This window comes from Actinomyces sp. 2119 (assembly GCF_003591215.1).
In the GTDB taxonomy this organism is placed as follows: Bacteria; Actinomycetota; Actinomycetes; order Actinomycetales; family Actinomycetaceae; genus Actinomyces; species Actinomyces lilanjuaniae.
This window is the reverse complement of sequence record NZ_QYRR01000005.1, coordinates 20,192-34,801: the sequence shown is the minus strand read 5'-3', so window position 1 is coordinate 34,801 and position 14,610 is coordinate 20,192. Positions and strand designations below refer to the sequence as shown.

Below are 14,610 nucleotides of genomic sequence, written 5' to 3'. Positions count from 1 at the left end.
CCCGTGGCACGGTTCAACGACATCATCCCCATCCTGGAGGACTCTCCCGGCCTCCGCGTGCCTGCGGCCCGGATCGCGCGCCGCCTAGGTGTGTCCACACGCACCGTGCGCAACTACGTCTCTGCCGCCAACCGCCGCTACGGCAACGTCGTGACCTCCACCAGAGCGGGCTACAGCCTGGACACCGAGGCCTGGGAGCGCGCGGGAGCCACGGGGCGGCGCGCCCCCCGTCCAGGTGACGGGCCCGTCGAGCGGCTCGCCCACCTGCTGCGTCTGCTCATGACCACCAGTAGCGGCCTCAGCGTGTTCGGGCTGGCGGAGGAGCTCTGCGTCTCGGAGTCCACCATCGAGTCCGACCTGACCCGCGCCCGGGTGCTCCTGGCCCACTCCGGCCTGCGCATCACCCGCACCGGTGAGACGGTGCGCATGGAGGGCGAGGAGGTAGCCCAGCGCCGCCTCATGCGCGGCCTCCTCACCAAGGCGGCGGCCAGCCGCCGTCAGGTCATCGACGTTGAGGAAGTGGCCCGCCAGCTGGACGAGCCCACCCTGCCCGGTCTGAGACAGCGGATGATCTCGGTGCTGGGCGACGTCGACCTGGTGGTCAACGACCGCACGGCCGACGAGCTCGTGGCCCACATCGCCGTCATGGTGGAGCGCGTACGCGCCGGCCACACGATCACCTGGCTGTCCGGTGCCAGCGGCCAGGCGGTGCTGCGCCCCATGTCCCAGGCGGTGGCCACGCTCGTGGAGGAGCAGTTCGGCATTCACCTGCCCGACCAGGAGATCACCTACCTGGCTCTGCTCCTCCTGGAGAAGGCGGCACCCGCCCACCCCGAGGGGCGCCCCCGGCCTGAGGTGCAGGCGTTCCTGGAGCCCCGCTACGTCAGGCTCGTCTCCGACATCGTGAGCAGGGTCAATGACAACTACCTCATCGACCTCAGCGACGAGCGGTTCATCTCCTTCCTCGCCCTGCACGTGCGCCGCCTGGTCGACCGCGCCTGCCAGCACACGGCGGTCCCGGTCCCTGCCGGGCAGTCGGTGAAGAACACCCACCCACTGGTCCACGAGCTCGCCGTGTTCATCGCCCAGCAGGTTGAGCGCAGTACAGGGGTGGAGGTGGCTGAGGACGAGATCGGGTTCCTCGCCTTCCACGTGGGCGGACGACTGCTGTCCATGCACGAGCGTGACGACCAGGTGGATGTCACGCTGGTCCTCCCCCGCTACTACGACGCCGGGGACGTCTTCCGCCAGGCGGTGGAGGGGGTTCTGGCAGGCAGAGGCAGGGTGGGACGAGTGGTGGCTGACCTGGATGAGGTGGACGGGGCAGACGAGGCAGGTGCCGGCAGTACCGACGCCGGGAACGACGGCTCCGGGGCCGGGTGGCCGGTCGGGGCGTCCAGGACCGTGCGCGGAAGAGGCACCGACCTGGTGGTTGTCGCTGGCACGGCCCGACCGTTCTCCCGGCTTTCGGCACGCCCCCGACGACGCCAGCCCAGGCCCGCCGTGGTACGCACCGGGGTCCTGCCCTCTCATGAGGACCTGGAGCGGGTCCGCTCCGCGGTCGCCGACGTCGCTGCTGGGCGCAGGCGCCTTGAGGTGGCCTCCTGGCTGGCTGCTGTCATGGACCCGAGCCTGTTTCTGCGGGTCGAGGGCGGGGGCCAGCGAGACGACGTGCTTCCGGTCATGGCACAGGCCCTGGTCTCCCGTGCGGCGGCGGGCGAGGGGTTCCTGGAGCAGGTCATGGAGCGTGAGCGGCTGTCAAGCACGGCCTTTGCCTCCGGGGCGGCCCTCCCCCACACCATCGAGATGACGGCGGCCAGGTCCGCCGTCATGGTGTGCCTGGCACGTCAGCCCGTGGACTGGGACGGGACCCCCGTGAGGCTGGTCGCCCTGCTGTGCCTGTCCGAGGACAGTCGCACCACCTTCGGCGACGTGTTCGACAACCTGGTCCACGCCCTCCTCGACAAGGAGGTGGTGACCCGGCTGGCCGCGTCCACCTCCTACGACGAGCTTGTCCAGACAGTGCTGGAGGTGGTGTAGGCCGGTCCCCGGCCGCAAGGTGCGTCGGCCCCAGCGCCATGACCCGCCACGGCCTGCTCCGACAGGAGGAACCGAAGGAAGCGTGGAGCACCTGGAGGTCTGCCGGACCGGGGAGGACGGAGCAATCCGGCGCGTCGGGTCCCTGGACCTGCTGGTCTCAGCCCGGATACGACAGTTCTCCTACGCGTCAGAGTGGCTGGAGCACGGCTTCGCGCTCGGCCGGGCGCAGCCTGGAGCAACTGCTTGACATGGACTGGGGGCTGGCCCGGGGCGAGGTCCTGCGCCTGGTGACCCGGGTGGCGCAGGTGGCACGCGGCACGTGGGACCGGGCGCCCAGGGGGCTTCGGCCTTGACGCCGGGACCGCCGCCGCCTGCCACCGTCGCGTTAAGGAGGACTGCGACTTCGGCACCGTCCTGGACGGCAGCGACCCGAGGCTCACCAGCTGAGGTCTTTGACACGCCCGCCTGGCGGTGCGATCGCGGGCCAGTGGGGGCTGGCCGCGGGACCGGTTGCACGCTCACCTTTTCGGACAAGAGACGAGGACCGCGCGATTCCGCGGATCTCGGCCTAGGGTGTGACCGACGTACGGCACTCCCATGTGCATCAAGGATCTCGTTGCACATGGGAGCCTTCCAGGCCCTTCCACCCAGTCTGGCGAAACGGTGTCATTCCGCTAATCCGCATAAGCACGGGGAAAGGTGAGCGTGCCGTTCGCTCCTGGGGCGCAAGATGTCACCTCTGCTGGCCCGGATGTGCCTGAGGAGCGTGCCGTTCGCTCCTGGGGCGCAGGCTGCCAGCCGCAGGCACCAGACCAGCGGCTGGCGTCATACCCGACCGCGTCAGGTCATACCCCCGGCACGCAGGTAGGCGCGCCTGCGGCTGGTCGGCGGGGCAGTGGCCACGGCGTGCCCGTCAGCCACGAGCTTCCTGAGCACGGGTCTGAGCGTCCCCGGGGTCTTGCCGGTCTGCTGGGCAAGGTCGTGGACGGTCCTGGGCTGGTCCGCGTCAAGCAGGGACAGGACCTCGGCTCGCACGCCGGTCACCCTGGGCGTGCCGGCCTCCTCTGCCTCCCGGTCAACGGCCGCCGGGTGGGAGGCATCCCCCGGTGACGTGTAGCCGGGTACGGCCTCCTGGTCGCCGGGCGCCACAACGTAGGGGCCGTCCCCCAGGCCGGCAAGGGACCCTCTCTTCGCCAGGGCAGCCAGCAGCTGGCGGGCGTCGTCAGAGTCATGTCCAAGAGTGCCGCGCAGGTCCGTGACGCTCACGTGCCCGTCACGGCGGGCCAGGGCCAGGGCGGCCTTCTCGCGGCTGGAGAAGGGCGCGCCAGGCAGCGTGTCCAGCCAGGCGGCTACCTTTTCGTCAAGCAGCCCGAACCGGCTGAGCCGGACCACCACCTGACCCAGGTCGGACCCGGAGTAGTCGGGGGCCGGAAGGCCGCTGTCACGCATGGCCGCGATCATGCGCGGCACTCCGGAGCCCTGGTTCTCGCACAGCACCCCGGCACCGTCTGCGCGAGGCACCAGCGTGAGCAGGCGGGCCAGGTCCGGGTTACGGGAGTCGGAACGTCCTTCTCCGACGTTCTGCGCGGTCCGGGTCCCGTAGAAGCCACCTGGGCTGATGACCTCTACCCGGTCGGGGTAGACGTCAACGGCGACCTGGCGCCCCAGGGCGTCCCGGCTGTAGTCGCGGTGGGTGACCGCGTTGGTGATCGCCTCCCGCAGCACCTCCTCGGGGATCTCCAGGACGTCCACCCCGGCCATGCCCTCTACCCGGCGACTGCGCCCCAGGTGGCGCGCCACGGCGTTGACCGCGTCCTCAACCGCCACGGGAAGGTGCCCGTCACAGGTCCTGCGGTCCACGAACCTGACGTCGCCACGGTGCGACTTGGTGGTCTCAGGGTGGACGGCGACGTCAACCGTCAACTTCGAAAGGCGCTGCTGGGGGTAGGTGGCCAGGCAGAGGAACCCGGCCAGGGTCGGGGCGTCGTCGACGTCCAGCGCGCCCAGGCGTCTCAGGGCGCCCCGGACGTCGTCACCCGCCAGGCCGTCCAGCGCGTGGGAGCCGGTGGCCCGGAGCCGAGCCAGCATGCGCTGCACCAGCTCTGGTGACAGGTCTTCAAGGGCAGCACCGGGGACGACCGCCCGGTCGGTCCCCTGCGGCTGGCGGGAGGTCTGGAGCATGTAGATCTCGTAGGTGGTCAGGCGCCGGTCCTGGTCATCCACCCGCTTGTAGCTCCCCTGCGCGACCCCCCGGGCGACAACGTGGCAGGGCAGGTGGGCACCAGGATACTCACGCAGGGAGTCCACCTCCAGGACGACAACGGGGGCACCGTCGACAACAGCGCGCTCAATGCGATACGCCCCTTCCTGGACCGGCCTGACCTTCGGGTCCTGCTGCAGGCCTGCCACGAGCGCGTCCATGATCCTGTCCGCGTCAAACCCCTCAGCGGGTGCGAAGCCCTCGCGCTCGTCCAGACCGAGGATGATGGTGCCACCGTCAGTGTTCGCGAAGGCCGACACCGTCTCCCACAGGCTCTTGGGCAGCCCGCCAGCGGCCGACTTGACCTCGGTGCGGGCGTCATCGCTGCCGTGCGCCCGCACCTGGGCGACCCGCTCAGTCAGCTCCTCATCAGTCACAGGCTCAGTGTCGTCCACTGAGGGCCTCACTTTCTACACTGACGGCCTCACTGTAATCCACTGAGGGCCTCACTTTCTACACTGACGAGCTCACTGCAGCTCACTGAGAACCTCAGCCACCACACTGACAACACGAGAAACATTCATGAAAAATGGGGTCTCGCCTGACTCGGTGGGAGACCCCGGCTGACAACACACGAGCCGTGAGTGAGCGACAATGGCCTCCTATGGCACAGGGAGAGGACACGCCGCACCGCACGGCACCGGGTCGGCAGGGCCGGACTGGTCGGCAGGCTCAGGAGACAGCACAGCCACGGGGCCATGGTGACCGACCGGGCAGCGGAGCCGTCGGGCAGCCAGGCGCCGGACAGCCGGGCCGCAGGCCTGGCCGCCCGAACAGGTCAGGCCGCCGCCGCGGGCGCGGCTCCGCCAGGTCCTCCGGCCCCCACCGCCCCTGGCCAGGCTTCACCCCCGACCAGCTCGCCGCGCGCGCCGCCAGCGTCCCCGCCCTCGTCTACCCTGAGGAGCTGCCGGTCAGCGCCCGCCGCGAGGAGATCGCCGCAGCCGTGCGCGACCACCAGGTCGTCGTCGTCGCCGGGGAGACCGGCTCGGGCAAGACCACCCAGCTGCCCAAGATCTGCCTGGAGCTGGGCCGGGGCGTGACCGGGATGATCGGCCACACCCAGCCGCGCCGCATCGCCGCCCGCTCTGTGGCCGAGCGGATCGCCACCGAGCTGAGCACACCCATTGGACGTGACGGCGTGGTCGGCTACCAGGTCCGATTCACCGAGGAGACCGGTCCCACCACCCTGGTCAAGCTCATGACCGACGGCATCCTCCTGGCGGAGATCCAGTCCGACCCCATGCTGGAGCGCTACGACACCATCATCGTGGACGAGGCCCACGAGCGCAGCCTCAACATCGACTTCATCCTGGGCTACCTGGCCCGGCTGCTGCCCAGCCGCCCCGACCTCAAGGTCATCATCACCTCCGCCACCATCGACTCCGCACGCTTCGCCCAGCACTTCGCCCGCTACCTGCCCGTGACCACCACGCGCCCCGGCTCCAGCGGCACCGCCGACACCAGCACCACCGACGCCACCGGAGCAGGCAGCCGGCCGACCACGGACGGACGCTCAGACAGGGGCAGGGACAGCCAGTCAGGCAACCAGTCAGCCACGGAGCGCGTCCCGGTCATTGAGGTGTCGGGGCGCACCTACCCGGTCGAGGTCCGCTACCGCCCCCTGACGGCCGAGGACGTGACCGAGGGCGTGACCGAGGACCACGACTCCGTGCCTGAGAATGCCTCGGGTACCGGGGGCTCCGGGGACCTCGCCGGGGCCTCCCCCGCCCCTGCCGGGACCCACGCCCCGCGCGGGACACCTACTGCGGGGCCGGGAGAGCTGACCGAGGCCGAGCTGGACGCCCTGACCTCCCCGGACCCGGCCGTGCGGGCCGCCGCCCGCGCTCGCCGAGAGGCAGTGCGCTCCTCGTCGCCCGGTCAGGGCCGGGTGGGCGGCACCGGCTCCCGGGGAGGAGGTCGCCCCGGCTCGCGCGCTGCCCGCTCCGGAGGCGGTCAGCGTACCCGGGAGGAGGACCGCGACCAGGTCACCGGGATCCTCGACGCCGTTGACGAGCTCATGGCTGAGCCCCCGGGCGACATCCTGGTGTTCCTGGCCGGGGAGCGCGACATCCGCGACACCGAGGCGGCCCTCATCGACCACCTGGGTCCGCGCTACACCCCCGACGGGCGGGCCCGCACGCCCGGGGCCGTGGAGGTCGTCCCCCTGTACTCCCGCCTGAGCGCGGCCGAGCAGCACCGGGTCTTCGAGGCCCACTCCTGCCAGCGGGTCGTCCTGGCCACCAACGTGGCCGAGACCTCCCTGACCGTCCCCGGCATCCGCTACGTCGTCGACCCGGGCGTGGCCCGCATCTCCCGCTACTCCAACCGCACCAAGGTGCAGCGCCTGCCCATCGAGCCGGTCAGCCAGGCCAGCGCCGACCAGCGCTCAGGCAGGTGCGGGCGCCTGGCCGACGGCATCGCCGTGCGCCTGTACTCCCGCGAGGACTACGACTCCCGCCCGCGCTACACCGAGCCGGAGATCCTACGCACCTCCCTGGCCAGCGTCATCCTGCAGATGGCGGCCCTGGGACTGGGCTCGGTCCAGGACTTCCCCTTCCTCGACGCCCCTGACCCCAGGCAGGTCCGCGACGGCCTCCAGCTGCTCACCGAGATCGGGGCCGTCGTACCCGACGACGCGGGCGGGAGCGCCCGCAGGCGCACTGCCCCTCCTCACGCACCCGGCAGCGGCAGGGGCGCTGTCCCTGCCTCCGATGCGGCCCAGGGCCCCCGGCTGACCTCGGTGGGGCGCCGCCTGGCCCGCCTGCCCATCGACCCTCGCCTGGGCCGCATGCTCCTGGAGGCCGGGGAGCGCGGGTGCGCCGGGGAGGTCATGGTCATCGTGGCCGCCCTGTCCATCCAGGACGTCCGCGAGCGCCCGGCGGACAAGCAGGAGGCCTCCGACGCCGCGCACCGGCGCTTCGCCGACCCCACCAGCGACTTCCTCACCTACCTCAACCTGTGGCGCTACCTGCGCACCCAGGCACGCGAGCTGTCCGGCTCAGCCTTCCGCCGCATGTGCCGCGCCGAGTTCCTCCACTACCTGCGGGTGCGCGAGTGGCAGGACGTCCACGCCCAGCTGCGCCAGCTGGCCCGTCCCCTGGGGCTGGACGCCGCCCCCGTGGAGCTGCCTACGCCCACGGCGATCCGGGCGGCGGGGGACGCGCTGGAGCGTGGACACCACGGCTCCCAGGCGCCCCACGGGGACGTGGCTGCCGCCGTGGTCGCCCTGGGTCGCAGCGCGGACACCCCCGACGCCGAGGCTGTCCACCGCTCGCTGCTAGTGGGGCTGCTGTCCAACGTGGGCGGGTGGGACGAGCGCCGTCGGGAGTACTCCGGCGCCCGGGGCACCCGCTTCACCATCTGGCCCGGCTCCGGGCTGCGGCGCAAGACCTACGACTGGGTCATGACCGCCGAGCTGGTGGAGACCTCCCGGTTGTTCGCCCGCACCGTGGCCAGGGTGGAGCCCGACTGGGTGGAGGAGGCCGCCGACCGTGCCGGGCTGCTGCGCCGGGTCTACGGGGATGCGTACTGGTCCACCCGGCGTGGCGCGGCCATGGTCCACCAGCGCACCATGCTTTACGGGATGACCCTGGCAGCCGACCGTCCGGCCACCCTGGTCTCGGTGGGAACCCGGCAGGCCCGGGAGCTGGCCCGGGAGATGTTCCTGCGCTGCGGCCTGGTGGAGGGCGGCTGGCACGCCCGCCACGCCTTCGTGGAGCGCAACCGGGAGCTGGTCGAGGACCTGCGCGGGCTGGAGCAGCGGCGCCGTGTCCACGGGCTACTGGCCGACGACGAGGTGCTCTACGACTTCTACGACGAGCGCGTGCCACAGGAGGTGACCTCAGCAGCGGCCTTCGACGCCTGGTGGAAGGACCAGCGGCGCCTGGAACCGGACCTGCTGGACTTCACCCGCGAGCTGCTGCTGCCCGGCGATCGGGACGACCATGACATGTCCGGCTACCCCGACACCTGGGTCCAGGATGACCTGACACTGCCCCTGGACTACGCCTTCGACCCCGGTAGCGAGGCCGACGGGGTCAGCGTGCAGGTGCCGGTGGAGGTCCTGGGGCGGCTGGGGCCGCAGGGATTCGACTGGCTGGTCCCGGGGCTGCGGCCCGAGCTGTGCGTAGCCACGATCCGCGCCCTGCCCAAGCGGGTGCGCCGACAGCTGGTGCCCGCCCCGGACGTCGGTGCCCAGGTGTGGGCTGAGGTGTCCCGCCGGTTCCCGGCACCGGAGGGTGCCAGCGCGCCGGGGACGTCCTTCCAGGAGGCGTTTACCGAGGTCGTCGCCGACCTGCGGGAGGTCGCTCTTACCCGGGACGACTGGCAGGAGGCGCACGAGCGGCTGCCCGACCACCTGCGCATGACCTTCGTGGTGCTGGACGACCGCGACGAGGTCCTGGGGCAGGGCAAGGACCTGGTGGCCCTGCAGAAGGAGCTGTCCAGAAGCACCGAGGCGGCAGTGCGCTCCGTGGTGCGCGGGGCGGTGGCCCAGGCCATGGCCGAGGCCCGCGCCCGTCAGCGCGCCGGGGCGGGCCCGGGCTCCGGAGGGGCCAAAGGTGCCCGGAGCGCCCGGGGCTCTGGGCGCCCCCGGAAGGGGCGTGGTCGTCGGGGTGCTGGCGACCGGGGGACCGCTGGCGCGCAGACGGCCCTGGGGCCTGGCACCGCAGCCACTGAATCCACAGCAACCTCTGCCTCTGATGCCAGCACCTCGACTGCCACCACTGAGGCTGCCGTAGCGACCGGTCCCGCGAGCCCACTAGCCACCACCCTCGCGCCAGCAGCCGACCCCCTGACCTCGGGACTGGCCGAGCGTGAGGGGCTCACGGACTGGCCGCAGGGCGTGCCCGGGCTGGAGGGGCCGCAGGCCTCGACGATCCCGGGCACAGTGGAGTCCACCGGCCGGGCGGGCCTGGTGGTGCGTGGGTACCCGGCGCTGGTAGCGCGCGGACACCAAGCCGCAGACCTGCGGGTCCTGCCCGACGCCGCCGCGCAGGCGGGCGCCCACGGCGCCGGGGTCACCGCCCTGGCCCTGGCGCGCACGGCACTGCCCACCGGGCGGGTGACCAGCCGGTGGGACGCCACCCAGTCCCTGGTCCTGGCCGCCAGCCCCTACCCCTCCACCGAGGCCCTCGTGGCTGACGTCCAGCTGGCGGCGGCACGTCTGGTAGCCGGGCGCTGGGAGGAGTCCTCGGGGACGCCACTGGCCCAGGTCCGTGAGCGGGCGGTGTTTGAGCGGCTGGTCGCCGTGGCGCGCGAGGAGCTGGAGGACGAGGTCTACCGGGTGGCCTCGCAGGTGGCGCAGGCTGTGAGCGCGGCCCAGGAGGTGGAGCGGGTAGTGGCGCGGCACACCTCCCTGTCGCTGCTGTCCACGCTGCAGGAGGTGCGCAGCCAGGCGGCCGGGCTGACCGGTGACAGGTTCGTCACCGCCACCCCAGCCAGCCAGCTGGCCCACCTGCCCCGTTACCTGAAGGCGCTGGCGATGCGGGTGAAGCGGGCGGCGTCCTCACCCTCGGCCGCCTCCCAGGACGCGGCCCTGGCCTTCCAGGTGAGCCAGGCCTTGGACGTCGTGGAGCAGGCCCGCACCCGGGCGGCGTCCCTGCCCGCGGACCCGCAGCGTCAGGCGGTGCTGGAGGAGGCCCGCTGGATGGTCGAGGAGCTGCGGGTCAGCCTGTTCGCCCAGACCCTGGGCACCGCCCGGAAGGTGAGCCTCAAGCGCATCTCCCGGCTGGTGTCGGGGATCGGGTGAGTGCCACAGCCCGCCGCCCCCGCTTTGCTGCATATCTTCATCAGTCCCCGGGCACCAAGCAGGCGTAGCGCTAGCCGCGGCACAAGCGATCTACGTGCCAGCGCTGCCCGCGAGGAGCCTGAAGATGTGCAGCGGCCGGTTTGGAGGGGGCAGGGGACGCTGATGGACGTCCTCCGGGCCGCGGCCGAGGTGCCGGGTCACTCCTCCTTCCGGAGGACATTAGGGGACAGCGGGTCCGCCCACCAGTGGATACCTATCACCTGAGCCTCTTCGTACCCTGGGCTCATGCTGATCTGCGAAGAGCTGTTCCTGCTGCTGACCAAGGACTCCGGGACCCCCGAGGTGTGGGGAGGAAACGAAGACTACGGGCTGCGAGGTGCCCTCCTGGCTGACCTCGCCCTCCACCAGCGGCTCACGGTCGAAGGGGGCACGGATCCCCGCTTCCGCCTCCTGGACACCACGCCCACCGGCCACCCTGCCATGGACCACGCCCTGGCGGCCCTGCCCGCCAAGGACGGCAAGCGGGTGTCCTCCCTCATGTCGTGGACACGGCTTGACCCTCGCCCCGGCATTGTGAGCTCACTGGCCTCGGCCGGCACCATCTCAGTGGCCAAGGGAGGCTTCCTGGGGATGCAGACCATCTACCCCACACTCAACCCCGGACCGGAGCAGGCTCTGCGCCAGCGCCTCTACGCCGTGCTGCACGGCCAGGCAGTCCCCACCCAGGCCGACCGTACGCTGCTGGCTGTCCTCCAGGGCCTGGGCCACGCGTCAACGGTCCTGCCCCGCCAGTACACCGGCATGAGCGGGCGGGACCTCAAGCGCAGGATCACCGAGCTGGCCAAGGGGGACCCGGCCGGGGACGCCGTGTCGCGCGCCGTTGAGGCGGTCGACGCTGCGCTCATAACTGCCGTCATCGTCCCGACAGTGGTCACCTCCTGAGCACATCCCCGCCCAGGGCCAGGGGCTGCACAGGCCCTCTGGACCACGCTGCGGCCACCGGCTGGCTGGCGGGGCCGGCGGGACTGGCGGGCTGCACATCTTCAGCGGGGACCACGCACGGCTCCGACGAGCCCGCCCGCGCCATCCCAAGGAAGCACCCGCCAGGACCGACCCCGCCTCGCCCCCCCTCCCCGACCCGAAGATGTGCACCACCGTCTCTCCTGCACATCTTCACCCCACCAGACCAGCCACCAGCCGCGCAATCCCGCCAACCCACCCGCCCCACACCACCAAACCAGACCCTGAAGATGTGCAGCTCCATACAACCCCACCACAGAGAGCGGCCGACCTGCCCCCGTCGGTCCGAGGCGTCACAATGGTGCCTATGCTGACGCCGTACTCCCCCGCACCCGAGCCCCTGACCCGCATGGCCGACGGCACCGTCAAGCAGATCAGCCCCTTCACCGGCACGCAGGTGTGGACAGTACCCGGCCGGGGCAATCGTCCGATCTCCCAGCCGGTGGACAAGGTCCGTCCTCTCACCGACGCCGACCGCACCCGGGCCTGCACCTTCTGCTCACGGCGCTATACGGACACCCCACCGGAGAAGTCGCGCGTGGTGCGCGACCCCGCCGGTGGCTTCGTCCAGCACGACGCCCTTCTGGCCTCCCAGCTGGACGACACCGTGGCGGAGTTCCGCCGCGTGCCCAACCTCTTTGAGATCCTCTCCTACGACTACTGGCACGCCAACCACGGCTACGAGATCCCCGAGGCCGCCCGGGAGCGCATGGGCACCTACCTGGCTGACCCGGTGGGCCGCGAGCACGTCATGGGGGTGCTGCGCGCCAAGCTGCGGGCGGCGGGAGGTACTACCACCCAGTGGGAGACGATGGGCGACGCCGAGCGGATGCGGCACATGATCGGCTTCTTCGCCGGGGGCCACGACGTCATTATCGCCCGGCGCCACTACACCGACGACGCCGTGGACACCTCCGGCCTGGCCAGCTCAGGCACGCTGAGCGTAGAGGAGCACCGCGCCTACACGCGCCTGGCGGTGGACTCCATGCGGGACCTGTACGCGGCCAACCGGTGGGTGCGCTACGTCGCGGTGTTCCAGAACTGGCTGCGCCCGGCGGGAGCGAGCTTTGACCACCTGCACAAGCAGCTGGTCAGCATCGACGAGCGTGGGGTCAGCTCCGAGCTGGAGCTGACCCGGGTGCGGGCCAACCCCAACCTGTACAACGAGATGGCGGTGGACTACGCCGCCTACCGGGGCCTGCTGGTGGCCAGCAACGAGCACGCGGTGGCCTTCGCCGGCTTCGGGCACCGCTACCCCACCCTGGAGGTGTACTCCACCTCCCCCACCACCGAGCCCTGGCTCATGGGCACCCAGGAGGTCGACGCCGTGTCCGACCTGGTCCACGCCCTGCACGCGGCCACCGGCGTGCACGTGCCCTGCAACGAGGAGTGGCACCACAAGCCCGCCGACGTCGACCAGCCCATGCCCTGGCACGTGACCCTGAAGTGGCGGGTCTCCACCCTGGCGGGCTTCGAGGGCGGCACCAAGATCTACCTCAACACGATCGACCCGTGGCGGCTGCGCGACCGCGTGGTGGTGCGCCTGGAGGACCTGCGTGCTAGCGGGCGCATCGCCCCGATGGACGTCGGCCATGAGTGCCCCACCTCTCCCAACCGGCTCCTGTACAACCCGGTCCTGGCCGCCCGGGCCTAAGCCTGCCCGTCGGAGCGTGCCAAGGGTGTCCAGGCAGGGTCGCAGCAGCTCGCAGACGGCAGTGGCGCGGCACGCCTGGAGCCACCGCACCTGGCACGACACCACACCACCCCACTGTCCCTGATGCCACTCCTTTGATAGCAGGACCCGAAATCACGATATAGACAAGAATATAGAGCCTCAGAGAAAAATGGGTACGATGGCGGGCGGCGTTCCTCCACGCCATCCCTGTCACACGAAATAGGAGTACCCATGACAATCCCCAACCACTATCCCGACCCTCCCACACCTGCTGGCTCGCCTTTTAACGCCTCCCCCGCAGCGGCTCCCGGCACACCCGGGGAACCTGCCTCCGGGACACCCCAGGGAACACCTTTTAGCGCCCCTGGATCCCCTCCCGGAACACCCCCTTACGCGCCCGCGCAAAAGCGGCGCAATACAATTGGAATCATTGCCCTGGTCTGCGCGGTCGTCGGGTTCATCTTTGCCTGCGTCCCGGGGGCGCTCATTATCGGCTGGGTGCTGCTCCCCGTGTCGTTCGTCCTCGGACTTGTGGCCCTGTTCCGCAGGGGAGAGACCCTCTGGCAGGCAATTGTCGCCATTGTCCTGTCCATCGTGGGGACAGCTGTCGGCGCGGTGGTGTTCCTGGGGCTGGCCGCCGGCAGCCTGGGCGAGGCGCTCGACGGCGGGCCAGTGACCACCTCCTCCCCAGGCTCCGACGCCGAGGCCGCCTCCGACACTACCTCCGACTCCGACAGCGACACGGGCGCTGACCAGCAGGGCTCCTCCGCAGCAGACCAGCCCGGGACCCGGGAGGACCCGCTCCCCCTAGGCACTGAAATCAGCAACAGCGAGTGGAAGGTGGTCGTGAACTCAGTGGAACTCGACGCCACCGACACCGTGATGGCGGAGAACCCGTTCAACGAGGCGCCTCCTGAGGGCTACCAGTACATTCTGGTCAACTACACCATCACCTACCTGGGAGACGACCCGAACGGGGGCACTCCCATGTCCACCGTCAGCTATGTCTCCGCCGACGGGACGACGATGACCACCCTCGACACGCTGGCCGTGGCCCCGGACGCGATCGACACCCTGACCACCCTGTACAGCGGCGGCAGCGTCACCGGGAACGAGGCCATCGCCGTGCCCTCCGACTCGGCCCAGGACGGCGTGCTGGCGGTCCAGCCGGGGATACTGGACGACAAGGTCTTCGTCACCCTCGGCTAGGGCGGCCGCGGGCTGCGCGCAAGGGCTGACCGGGGCGGGCTCAGGCCCACCGGGCAGCCAGTCGGGGACTGGGCACCGCGAGGCCTGGCACCAAGAATGACACCAAGAACGTCATAGGACAACAAGATTTTCTGTTGTCCTATGACGTTCTTGTCTCCTAGGGGTGGAGGACACCGCCGGTCACACGCGGCGCGCTCCCAGCCCCCGTACCAGGGGGACGGCCAGCAGACTACCCGCGACCAGCGCCGCAGCCTCCAGAAGCGTGTCAGCACTCAGGCCCGACAGCACGAGATCACCGCCACAGATGACGACGACCGCTATCGCCGCATAGAGCAGCGCGTGGACCAGGAAGAAGGACGGGGCGGCGCCCTCGGACACTCCTACGGGGTCCCAGGGGCCGGGGACCGGGACGCCGTCCCTGCCTCGCCCGCGCCCCTCCTGCCTGTTGCGCAGCGCCACGAGCCCCACCAGGCTCACCACAGCGGCACGCAGCACCTCAACGAGGTAGAACGGCCTCAGCGGCCCCGCGTCGAACAGGCCCAGGGCCTCCCCGGCCGGACGCGCCACAGCCAGCGCCACGAACACCACCAGGTAGACGACCACGCCCACGAGCCCCGTCACCACGACGTTGCCCCACCGGACACGACCACCGCTCAT

General features: G+C 71.0%; 8 protein-coding genes. 6 read left to right on the top strand and 2 right to left on the bottom strand.

Annotated features, from left to right (window positions below; all coding sequences use genetic code 11):
• Positions 1-3 precede the first annotated feature (3 nt).
• Both D4740_RS06955 and D4740_RS12870 read left to right on the top strand, forming a co-directional pair.
• Positions 4-2,040 carry a BglG family transcription antiterminator gene (locus tag D4740_RS06955; protein WP_119836234.1) on the top strand — a complete coding sequence of 679 codons (2,037 nt, stop codon included), beginning with the start codon at positions 4-6 and terminating at the stop codon, positions 2,038-2,040.
• A gap of 82 nt (positions 2,041-2,122) precedes the next feature.
• On the top strand, positions 2,123-2,287 hold the full coding sequence (locus D4740_RS12870) for a hypothetical protein (protein WP_162933759.1): 165 nt from the start codon (positions 2,123-2,125) through the stop codon (positions 2,285-2,287).
• A gap of 593 nt (positions 2,288-2,880) precedes the next feature.
• On the opposite strand, the gene D4740_RS06950 is transcribed toward D4740_RS12870, so the two are convergent.
• Positions 2,881-4,677: an ATP-binding protein gene (locus D4740_RS06950; RefSeq protein ID WP_119836413.1), complete on the bottom strand. Its 1,797-nt coding sequence runs from the start codon at positions 4,675-4,677 to the stop codon at positions 2,881-2,883.
• A 227-nt stretch (positions 4,678-4,904) separates the two neighbouring features.
• Here D4740_RS06950 and D4740_RS06945 point away from each other — a divergent pair, with 227 nt between their 5' ends.
• The 4 genes from D4740_RS06945 (at position 4,905) to D4740_RS06930 (ending at position 13,953) form a co-directional block, all read left to right on the top strand.
• Entirely contained in the window at positions 4,905-10,049 is a 5,145-nt protein-coding gene (locus tag D4740_RS06945) for a DUF3418 domain-containing protein (RefSeq protein ID WP_119836233.1), read from the top strand.
• Positions 10,050-10,334: 285 nt separating this feature from the next.
• Positions 10,335-10,991 carry a GPP34 family phosphoprotein gene (locus D4740_RS06940; protein WP_119836232.1) on the top strand — a complete coding sequence of 219 codons (657 nt, stop codon included), beginning with the start codon at positions 10,335-10,337 and terminating at the stop codon, positions 10,989-10,991.
• Between the two features lie 385 nt (positions 10,992-11,376).
• On the top strand, positions 11,377-12,723 hold the full coding sequence (locus D4740_RS06935) for a DUF4921 family protein (RefSeq protein ID WP_119836231.1): 1,347 nt from the start codon (positions 11,377-11,379) through the stop codon (positions 12,721-12,723).
• A gap of 252 nt (positions 12,724-12,975) precedes the next feature.
• Positions 12,976-13,953: a hypothetical protein gene (locus D4740_RS06930; protein WP_259390710.1), complete on the top strand. Its 978-nt coding sequence runs from the start codon at positions 12,976-12,978 to the stop codon at positions 13,951-13,953.
• Positions 13,954-14,133: 180 nt separating this feature from the next.
• Here the strand turns inward: D4740_RS06930 and D4740_RS06925 are convergent, their stop codons facing one another.
• A complete protein-coding gene (locus D4740_RS06925) occupies positions 14,134-14,610 on the bottom strand; it encodes a hypothetical protein (RefSeq protein ID WP_119836230.1) in 477 nt (158 codons plus the stop codon).

Excerpts from the sequence above, each read along its gene's own strand:
- D4740_RS06945 (WP_119836233.1), top strand. The coding sequence starts at position 4,905 with ATGGCACAGGGAGAGGACACGCCGCACCGCACGGCACCGGGTCGGCAG.
- D4740_RS06940 (WP_119836232.1), top strand. The coding sequence starts at position 10,335 with ATGCTGATCTGCGAAGAGCTGTTCCTGCTGCTGACCAAGGACTCCGGG.
- D4740_RS06930 (WP_259390710.1), top strand. The coding sequence starts at position 12,976 with ATGACAATCCCCAACCACTATCCCGACCCTCCCACACCTGCTGGCTCG.
- D4740_RS06935 (WP_119836231.1), top strand. The coding sequence starts at position 11,377 with ATGCTGACGCCGTACTCCCCCGCACCCGAGCCCCTGACCCGCATGGCC.
- D4740_RS06925 (WP_119836230.1), bottom strand. The coding sequence starts at position 14,610 with ATGAGCGGTGGTCGTGTCCGGTGGGGCAACGTCGTGGTGACGGGGCTC.